Source organism: Planctomycetia bacterium, assembly GCA_034440135.1.
Lineage (GTDB): Bacteria > Planctomycetota > Planctomycetia > Pirellulales > JALHLM01 > JALHLM01.
This window is the reverse complement of sequence record JAWXBP010000397.1, coordinates 1-8,524: the sequence shown is the minus strand read 5'-3', so window position 1 is coordinate 8,524 and position 8,524 is coordinate 1. Positions and strand designations below refer to the sequence as shown.

The window sequence follows — 8,524 nt, the reverse complement described above, 5'->3', positions numbered from 1 at the left end:
TCCAGCGGGCGAGCGCCGCGCGGCGTTCCATTTCCGGCGCGTCGCCGCCGAGATTCCAGTCCGGCGACAGGCTCGACAGCGACGCGATGCCGCGCGGCGATACGACCTCGCGCGGCAATGCCGGATCGCCTCGCGCCAGGATGTGCGTTGGTTCCGGGTCTTTTGCTGTCAGCGCATAGCAGCGCGGCGGGTGCAAACGCGTGAGCGCATCGTCCAATGCCGTGGTTTCGGCGGTGATGGCGTCGTAACGCGCACGTTCCGTGTTATTGAAGCCGGCTCGCAAATCCTCGTGGGAGACGGTGTTGCCGGCGGCGACGGCGACCTCTTCCTCGGTCAGCGCGCGATCGTACATCGCGGCCGATTCGATCGTTCCCGCCAGCAGTTTTCCGCGCGATACGGGAGCGTGCCGCAAACCGAACACGACCTGGACCTCGCCCGAGGCAAGCTGCGGCGGCTTGGAAGTGTTGTAGTCTTCGCCATAGCGTTGGCCGTCACGGTAACAGACGATGCGGCCCTCGTCGTCGTAAGTGATGCAGATGTGAACGACGCGATCTGGCACCGCGTCTTCGCCCGGGCCTTGGAAACTCTGGGTGCGCAGAAATCCTTCGCTCCCGGCCATCCACTGGCGCGGCTCGCGTTCGCCGTAGACGATGGCGTCGAATAGACTGCCGTCCGGCTTCTGAATGCTGATCGCCGCGCCTCCTTGCTGGGCGAGGTCGTTCAATCGCACGCGTACTTCCAGCGACTTCGCTTTCAACTCTCGCGTCAGCGGTGCAGTGGAAGCGTAAGCGTCCTCGCCGTTAAGTTCCAAACCGAGTGCGGTACGCACCGCGCCGCCATGCAACGTCAGTTCTGCCTCGGGGGCGAAGGATGCTCCATCGCGAAAGTCCCAGGCCAGGTAAGGATGTAAGTCCGCAGGATGCCGGGACTTCTCCGCCAGCAATCGCGTTTGGACGGGCTCCACGAGCGCTGCGAGTTCTTTAGTCAGTTCCTCGCGCCGCTGTTTGGCGGCTTCGACGGCGTCTGCACGAGCGCCGCGCGCTGCGAGCGATTCCAGATCGCGCTCGCCATGCCGCACGCCTGCAAGCGCCGCGACGAGTTGATAGTATTCCTGCTGACGGATCGGATCGAACTTATGGTCGTGACAACGGGCACATTGGACGGTAAGTCCCAGGAACGTCTGCCCGACGACGCCGACGAGGTCTTCGAGTTCATCCTGACGCACGACGGCGCGCATGGCGTCGCTGATCTGGCCTTGCCCGACGGTGTCGTACGCGCCGGCGACGAGAAAGCCCGTGGCGATGGCCGCTTCGAGATCGTTAGGTTTCAAGGCATCGCCCGCGATTTGCAAGCGCGCGAATTCGTCATAAGGCAAATCCGCATTGAGCGCATCGACGACCCAGTCGCGGTACGGCCAGGCGTGCTTGCGGAATTCGTCGAACTCAAAGCCGTTGCTCTCGCCGAAGCGGACCACGTCGAGCCAATGCCGCGCCCAGCGCACGCCGTATTGCGGCGAGTCTAAAAGCCGGTCGACCAGCTTTTCGTAGGCGTCCGGCGATTGATCCGCCTCGAAGGCAGCGACTTCCTCAGGCGACGGCGGCAGTCCCAACAGGTCAAACGACAATCGCCGGATCAACGTGCGTCGATCCGCCTCGGGCGCGGGAGTCAGTCCGCGCTCAGTCAATCCGTGGCGGACGAAGCGATCGATTTCATTGCGCGACCAGGAGGAATCTTCTTCCGGCGGCTGCGGTCGCACGACCGGTTGCAGCGACCACCAGTCGTACCCCGCCCGGGCGTCGCTTGAATAGCGAAAGCGATCGATCTCCACCGCGCCCCACATTGCGCCGGATTCAATCCAAGCGAGCAAGATCGCGCGCTCTTCCTCTGGCAGCGGATGCTCCGGCGGCATCTCCTCGGCGACGATGCGTTGCCAAAGCAAACTCTCGTCCGGCTTACCGGTTTGGTACGCCGCGCCGCTGTCTCCACCGGCGATCGCCGCGTCGGCTCGCGTGAGATCCAGCCCGCCGCTTTTTTCGCTAGGGTTGTGGCAGGCGAGACAACGCCGGGCCAAGAGCGGCGCGACGATGTTATCGAAATGCGCTTTGGCATCCGCGCCCTGCGACGCGCCCGTCAAAATAAGTATTACCGCAAGAGCAAGTACGCTGCGAGCCAACATCGGCGGGCGATCCAATGCCGAGAGGTGCAAAAACGGGGAAGCACCCATTCTCGCTGATCGGAACTCCGTAAGCAAGAATATGCACGAGACGGGAAATGGTACAGGTTGCCCGTGCGCCAAACGGAAAAGTGGTTCAGCGCAGTCGATAGGCGACGTAGAACAAGACAAGGGTGATCGCCCAGCCGCTGCCGGCGCAGGTGAAGAGCGCTGAGCGTCCGCCTGATGGGAATCCGTCGATGCCTGCCACAAGAAAAAAAGTGGCGATGAGCCCAAGTAGGACTCCAGCGCCAACTAGCACCGGTATCGCCGATGCTTTCCGAACGGGCGCAGTCGATGCACTCCGTGGCGACCGGTACGGATTCTCGTTCATATCCAAGACGCTAACAGTGCTGGAGGAACTACTGGTGAAATGCAATCCCACTTCGCGAGTTCGTTTTTCGCCGAGTCGAATCACCATGATTCGGGTGGTAGTGAGCTCCATTGCATTATGGCCAGAACCGGATCCAAGCTGGACGATTCGCGAACGCAGGCATCATTCAATTTGGCCGTGGTTTCCGTCGGCGAGCGGGCCGTGATGAAGGCCTCGACCGCCTTGGCGTACAGCTCGCTCCGCGAAAGTGAGAGTTCTTTCGCGGCGATTTCCGCCTGCTCGAATAAATCGTCAGGAATGGTGATGGCGATCTTCATGCAGCAAAGTAAGACTCAAGGTATACCACACGTCAATTGTTATTGGTCATGAATGACGCTACGCACAGCCTCACGCCCGCTCCTCTGCGTCTCAGCGATTCCGCGGTTCAACCAGCGAAACCTATCAGTCCTCCACGCCCACCTTCATTTCGTCCGAGTTCCCCTTCAATTCCGGCGCGTACATCGCCTCCGCCCGGGCGGGCAGGGCGCTGAACAGGCCGGGGATCTCCGCGCGGAGCCGGTACGCCACGCTGTGTTTGCCGCGCGACAACGTCCGGGCGAAGAAGACGGCGCGTTCGTCGCGGAATTCGACGTAAGCGCCGAGCGAGTTGCCGGTGTAGCCGCTGCGGAGGTCAACGGGTTCGAAGCCGGCGGCCTTCATGTCTTCGAAGATCAGGTACTCGTAGTCGTTCTTGCTGTCGATTTCGAGTTCGATCTCGATCAAGTCGCCGCTCTTCACCGTGGCGAGGTTGGGCAACTCTTCGCGCTCGTACTTCTCGACCTTCTGGCTGACCACCTGGCCGCTCGATCCGGCGACTTCGGTCGCTTTGTCGACGCGGTTGAGTTTGTAGAACTTGCGGTTGACCTTGATCTCCAGTCCAGCGCTGGTGATGAAGTCCTCCAGCGTGAAATTGGTGACGTACGCGTTGTAGTAAAGCGGGCCGGCGCCTTGCTTGCGCAGTTCGACGGTGTGCTGGCCGTCCGTGACAGCATCGCCTTCGAGCACCAGCTTATTGTCGAAGGTGAACAAGTCCGCGGCCGTGATCTGGACTTCTTTTTGCTTCTGGCCGTCGAGCCAAACCTCGACTGTCATATCCGGCTTGGTTTCGCCGGAGGCGCGGAGGAAATCGGCGAAGGATTCGACCACGAGCGCCGTGTCGCGCGTCGAGTTCCAATATGTGGAGTGCTTGCGGTTGTTGAGCAAGTACTTCACCAACCGCCGCGCGGTCTCGCCTTGGGGATCGGTCTTCGCGAGCAGCTTGAGGTAGTAGGCCATGGCCTCGATGTCGTTGCCGTACCAATGCCACCAGTAACTCTCGTTCGGCAGTTTCAAGTACGCGGTCTGATTTTCCTCGTCTTGCACCAGGTATTGCGAGATGTTTCTGAGCAACATCTCGACCTTTTCCTGCTGCCCTTCCTTGTGCATCGCCAGCCCGAACATGCCGAGGCTGTAAACGGAAAGCTTGGTGCGATCGCGGTAAATCAGCTCGCGCATCTCGTCATGGGGCGCCCCGGCGTCGGCCAGCACCATGTAAACGAAGGCGTCCAGGTCGTCAGCGAATTCCTTGTAAGGATCTTCCTTCTCGGGGAAGCGCTTGAGTCGCGCGAGTTGCTCCTGTTGGTAGGTCTTCAACCACTCGACGCCGCGCTCCAGCACGCCGGGGACAATCGCCACGTCGTTCTGCTGGGCGATCTGTAACCCGTGCACGACCACGGCCGTGGTGTGCGGCCAGGAGTGTTCGCCGTAGCCGGAAAACCAGCCCCAGCCGCCGTCGGAGAGCTGCATTTCGCTCAGTCGGTCGACGCCGTCGCGGACCATCTTTTGCACTTCCGCCTCGTCGAACACCGGGTTGCGATCGAAGCGTTTCCAGCCCTTGGCGCGCTGTTGATCGTCGCCGATTTCCTGCGCATTCAGGTTGGTGCGTTTCTCCTGAATCGATTTCACGTCGAGCTGCATTTCCATCAACACCTTTTGCGTGACGACCGTCGGCAGGAAGCGATTGAGTGTTTGTTCGGTGCAGCCATGCGGATAGTCAACCAGATACGGCAAGGCGTCGACCATTGCCCCGGCCAGCGTCGGGGAATAGCGGACCTCGATCCGCGATTGCTCCGCGCGGCGTTCGGCCGGAATCTTGAAGGTGATCTTGCCCGAGTTCTCGTCCGGCTTGAGCGACCCGGCAAACGACTCGGTTTTCAGCATGCCATGGACATACGACGGGAACTTCATCTCGATGGCGTCGGATTCCTCGTCGGTGAGCGCCTTCATCCGCACGACGGCTTCTCCCTCGCGCTCGACCCGGACGCGCCAATCGACGCGCTGTTCGCCGCCGGCGGGAATCGTCACCGTCTGTGATGGATTCGCCGGCGCGGCGATCACGCTGCCGTCGAGTTCCAGCACGACTTCGACAGACTTTTCCTGTTCCAGATAGTTATGCACGTTCGCCGAGAGCACCACTTCGTCCTTCTCGACGAAGAATCGCGGGGCTTGCAGGCGGACGATCAGATTCTTCTTGGTGATGACTTCGGCCTCGCCCTGGCCGACGCGCGTGCCGGCGCCCATGCCCCAGGCGCGGATTTTCCAAGTCGTGAGATTCTCCGGCATGTCGAGCGAAACCTCGCACTCGCCGTTCTTTTCCGTGGTAATCGAACCCACCCAGAGCGCCGTGTCGGCGAAGTTGGTGCGCACGGTGGGTTGAACCTGCGTCACACCCTGATCGCTCGCCTTCGCGAATTTGACTTCCACGCCGCCCGAAACGGAACCTTCCGCCGACATATCCATGGGCGCCGCCGACATCGGCGCAGCAGGGCCTGGCAAACCACCACGAAATCTGCGTGTGCCGCCGCCGCCGCCCGAGGCGTCGGCATCGATCGAAATTCCCTCGAATTCCTGGGACGACTCCAGTTCCTCGACGATCGTTTCGCCGAAGATCCCCAGCGAGGCCATCGGCACTTCGTTGCGTTTGAAGAGCGGGCCTTCATAGCGCGCGAGGCTGGTTTCGCTACTCGGCTGATGGTCGCGACGCCATTTCCAGAAGTACTCCTTGATCTCCGGCACGTTCGAGCCGCCGGAGATGTACTCCACCGATTTGTCGTAGATGGCGATCACGGTTGAGCCGACGAATGGCTCGCCGTTCAAGTCGGTCAGGCGCACTTTGACCGTGGCCTTCTCGCCGGGCTTGTAGTCCTTGGCGGACGGTTCCACGGCGACGTTGAACACGCGTTGTTCGGGCGGGACGACGATTTCTTTGGCTTCTTCGTAGAGTCGGCCGTCGGAAATCGTGACCGCCTCGACGAAGAAGTTCGGCATGTCTTTCTTCGCCACGTCGATTTCCGTCACCGTGCTCTTGCCGGCGATGCGAACCAACTTCGGCGGCAGATAGACGCCGTTACTTGGGCGCACGAACAGCAAGACCGTGCTGCCGGCGCGATCGGTGTTGATTTGCAGGCGGACTTTTTCGCCTGGCGCGTATGCCTGCTTGTCCGGGATCAGTTCCACGTTGTCGAAGCGGAACGACCGGCCGTCGAAGCCTTGGCCGATGACCGTGAAGACATAGCCCCCTTCCTGCGTGTGCGACTTGGCGTCGTTCACTTTATACGACAACCGATATTGCCCCGGCGAAGCAGCGGCGATCCGTTGCGCGGCCTGACCCTCGGCGTCGGTTGCCAGTTCCCAGGCTTGCACCTCGGTCTCGACAGGCTTGCGCTGAGCGTCGTAGCTGACTCGCAGCAATTGCAACTTGCCTTGGCCCTGCACCGGCTTCTGATCAATCGTGTGCGCGGCGAAATTGGCTTGAATGGTGTCGCCGACGCGGTAGTAGCCACGATGTACCCAGGCGTGGACGCGGAACGGCTCGCGCGCCACTTGCATGGCGCCGGCGCCGACGATGGTGCGGCGTGATTCATCGATCACCTCTGCAGTGATTTCGTAGCGATGATCCTGATCGCCGTGGAGTTCCTTGGCGACCTCGGTGTCGATTTCGATCTTCACCGTGCCGTCGGCGCCGATTGCCACTTCCTGCTCCGCGACGACCTCGGGCGGATCGCTGCCGCCGTGCCACCACGACGGCTGCGGACGCATGCAGCCCCAACTGCGGAAGCCGGGATACCAGGAGTAGTCGTAGGCGAACCACCAGTAGCCGCGGCCATAGAACCAATCCCACGGGCCGACGGGGTACCATTCCTCGGTGTGCGCCGTACGCATCACCTTGTACTTGACGCGCGCGTTTACTACCGGCGCGCCAAAGTAGTAGTTGGCTTTCACCGTGGCGGTGATCTTATCGCCGAGCATGACAGGCTCGGTCGGCGCTTCGACCAGCACCTCGTACTCGGGCTTCTTATACTCCTCGACGCGGAAACTCCCGCCACCGTAGTTGGCGACAACTTCTTGCGCATCGCCCTTCTTGACGCGTTGCTCGATGTGCAGGGAGTACGCGCCGAGCTTGGCTTCGTCACCGAGCGGGAATTCGCCGACCAGCCCGCCGTAGGTGTCGGTGGTGAGTTCTTTTTCCAGGACCTTCTCGCCTTGAGGATCCTGAATCACGACCGTCAGCGGCAGGTTAGCGAAATCGGAGAGCTTGTCGTTGTCGTACTGCGCTTGGCGGACCCAGAACTTAAATTGCACTTTCTGGCTGGGGCGGTACACCGGGCGATCGGTAATGGCGAACGCCTTCGTGGCGTTATATGCGGCGTCGTACGATTCTCCGTACCAGACGTTGTTGTAGCCCAGGTATGCCAAACGACCTCGCGCCGAACGTGCGATGAACAGCCACTGGTAGTCCTGTGGAATACGTTCGGCGCTGAGCGTCAGCATGCCGGAATCGTCGGTCGCGTCGGCGAGGTTCTTGGTTTCAATGATATTGCGGCCGTTCTGACGTTGACGATTGGCAAAGCCGAACGATTCGACGTTCATTTTCGCCAGCGGCGCACCGGTCGCGGCGTCGGCCACGTAGAGCAACGTCGACTTTTGCAACCGCTTCTTGACGATTACCGTGTCGGCGACCCAGACGATCATCCGCGAGTTGTTGCCATTGGCCATTTTGGCGATGACAAGATATGCGCCGGCACGTTGCAAGGGAGATGCGACGGTTACGCGATCATCGACATGCTCGGGGCGCGGCCTCAGGTCGAGCGTCCATTCCGCGGCCTTCTCGCCGAGATACCGCGATTCGTTCTCCGTCACGATGCGGTAACCGAGATTCTCGATTTGCATCTTCTGCCAATCCACTTCGGCCGGATTCGAGCGGAGATATTCCTTGACGTCCGTCAGTAGCCGGCCAACGCGCAGCGCGTGCGCCTCGAATGTCACTCGTGTACCATTGCGATAGCGATACTCGAACGTGGCGCCTTTGCCGGCGGGCTGCGAAGCAATGGGTTCGAAGCGGCCCCAGTTCTTGACGATCTGGTCGAGACGTTGCCGGCGATAGTTTTCGTTGCCGGCGCCATAGTCCTTGATCACGCGCCGCCATTGGTCGGCCGACTTGGGATACTGTCGACGGTTCTCAAAGATTGACGCTAATTGTTCGATCGCCTCGTCCGCCCGGCCGGTCGCCGGTTCGTCGACGATCTTTTGATAGATGTGGATGTAGTTAAATTCATCCGGAACGGTGAATCGCTTGATGCCCGTGGCGAGTCGCGCGATGGTTTCGGTTTCGGCCAGCGTATGCAAGGCGAACGTTCCGGTGTCCTCCTTGTCGCCGGCGCGTCCCAAGCGCCAGCCGCCGTAGGCCAAGGTCTGTTCGCCCAGTTGCGATTGCCAGAACTGCGCCAGCGTCATCCGCACATCGTTGAGCCGAGCCGGCGCGAGTTCCGCCGCTTGCGCCAGGCACCACCGCCAGCGTTCGCCATCGCTCGTGGCTTGCTCGAACGACGCGGGCACGCGGTGATAGACGGGATTTCCTTCCGCATCGACCGGCGCGCCCCCGGAGCCGCGGCCTCCCCACC

The 8,524-nt window shown here is 61.3% G+C and carries 3 protein-coding genes; all 3 read right to left on the bottom strand.

Annotated elements, in window-relative coordinates; all coding sequences use genetic code 11:
- On the bottom strand, nt 1-2,176 hold a 2,176-nt coding region (locus SGJ19_23470), incomplete at its 3' end, for a DUF1549 domain-containing protein (GenBank protein ID MDZ4783217.1).
- Nucleotides 2,177-2,626: 450 nt separating this feature from the next.
- The gene (locus tag SGJ19_23465) at nt 2,627-2,863 is read right to left on the bottom strand and encodes a hypothetical protein (protein MDZ4783216.1); all 237 of its coding nucleotides are present in this window, start codon (nt 2,861-2,863) and stop codon (nt 2,627-2,629) included.
- A 124-nt stretch (nt 2,864-2,987) separates the two neighbouring features.
- Nucleotides 2,988-8,459, bottom strand: coding sequence for an MG2 domain-containing protein (locus SGJ19_23460; GenBank protein ID MDZ4783215.1), 5,472 nt, complete (start codon nt 8,457-8,459; stop codon nt 2,988-2,990).
- Nucleotides 8,460-8,524 lie beyond the last annotated feature (65 nt).

Excerpts from the sequence above, each read along its gene's own strand:
- SGJ19_23465 (MDZ4783216.1), bottom strand. The coding sequence starts at position 2,863 with ATGAAGATCGCCATCACCATTCCTGACGATTTATTCGAGCAGGCGGAA.